Below are 1,812 nucleotides of genomic sequence, written 5' to 3'. Positions count from 1 at the left end.
TTAAGTTGCCTGGGTTCGGTACTGTCCAATTACCTTTTGAGTCTGCAACAGTGGTTACTGTCGTACCATCTGGGAATTTAACTGTAACGTCTGCACCTGGCTCAGTTGCACCCGTGATCGGATCTTTTGGATTGATCGGGTTGATGTCGATAACAGGACCTACACCATCGTTCACCATCTCCTTACCAATTGGTGAAATATTACCCGCCTTATCTTCAGAAATAGCTGTTACATCATCGCCTTCTTTTAAATTACCAGGATTTGGTACTGACCAATGACCTGTGCTATCAGCTTGTACAACAACGGTTGTACCGTCAAGGAATGTCACAGTGACTTTTGAATTTGGCTCAGCCGTACCTGTAATTTCTGGATCTGTTGGTTTAATTGGACCAATGTCTGGTGTTGCAATAAGAGTATCTACTTCAAACTCAAGTGCTGGTGACTTAGAACTTTCAACACCGCTTACCATTTGAGTTGCAGTAATACTATGCAAACCATCTATTAGAGGATTAGTTGGTGTGAATGACCACTCACCACTTGAATTGGCAGTTGTAGAACCAATGGCTACAGGATTTAAACCATCATAAATTTTAATGATTGCATCTGGAACAGCACCTGTCCCTGAAAGTAAAGGCTTACTATCATCCGTTACTGTGCCATCAATAATTGCACCTTTATGAATACCAACATCATCATCACCTTCTGGTTTATCCAATGGATCAACATCCGAATCAGAGTCGCTGTCAGAGTCTGAATCACTGTCAGAATCAGAGTCGCTGTCTGAATCAGAGTCGCTATCAGAATCAGAGTCACTGTCCGAATCAGAGTCGCTGTCAGAATCAGAATCACTGTCCGAATCAGAGTCACTGTCCGAATCAGAGTCACTATCAGAATCAGAGTCGCTGTCCGAATCAGAGTCGCTGTCAGAATCAGAGTCGCTGTCAGAATCAGAGTCGCTGTCAGAATCAGAGTCGCTGTCAGAATCAGAGTCGCTGTCAGAATCAGAGTCGCTGTCAGAATCAGAGTCACTGTCCGAATCAGAGTCGCTGTCAGAGTCTGAATCACTGTCAGAATCAGAGTCACTGTCAGAGTCTGAATCACTGTCAGAATCAGACTCACCCGGATCAACAAAAATATCTACAACTTCTTTAGTTGTACCAATATTACCTGCTTTGTCTTTCGCCGTTGCAGTAACTTCATCACCATCTTTTAGCGTGCCTGGGTTCGGTACAGTCCATTGACCTTGTGCATCAGATACAGTCGTAACGGTTGTACCATCTGGGAATGTTACAACAACGTGTAAATTTGGCTCAGTCACACCTGTGATTGGATCCTTTGAATCAATTGGATCAATATCAATGATTGGTGCTTTGCCATCAACTTCTTCTTGTGCTGTACCTTCATTGCCTGCAGGATCTTTCGCAATTACTTCGACTACATCACCATCTTTTAAATCAGGATTTGGGGGTACTTCCCAATGCCCTTTCGAGTCTGCAACAGTCGTAACAGTTGTACCATCTGGGAATTTAACAATAACCTCTGCACCTGGCTCTGTTTCACCTGTGATCGGGCCACCTGGCTTGATTGGATCTATATCAATAATTGGTGCTTTGCCATCAACTTCTTCTTGTGCTGTGCCTTCATTGCCTGCAGGATCTTTCGCAATTACTTCGACTACATCACCATCTTTTAAATCAGGATTTGGAGGTACTTCCCAATGCCCTTTCGAGTCTGCAACAGTCGTAACTGTTGTACCATCTGGGAGTTTAACAATAACCTCTGCACCTGGCTCTGTTTCACCTGTGATCGGGC

Annotated in this window: 1 protein-coding gene; it reads right to left on the bottom strand. The window is 43.9% G+C overall.

Annotated elements, in window-relative coordinates; all coding sequences use genetic code 11:
* Nucleotides 1–1,812: Ig-like domain-containing protein (locus tag FW754_RS16360; RefSeq protein WP_446325256.1), on the bottom strand; the 1,812-nt coding region annotated here is incomplete at both ends.

The sequence above is a fragment of the Acinetobacter sp. 1207_04 genome (genome assembly GCF_052850415.1).
The sequence above is the reverse complement of the archived record's forward strand: the minus strand, read 5'-3'. Positions and strand labels throughout refer to the sequence as shown.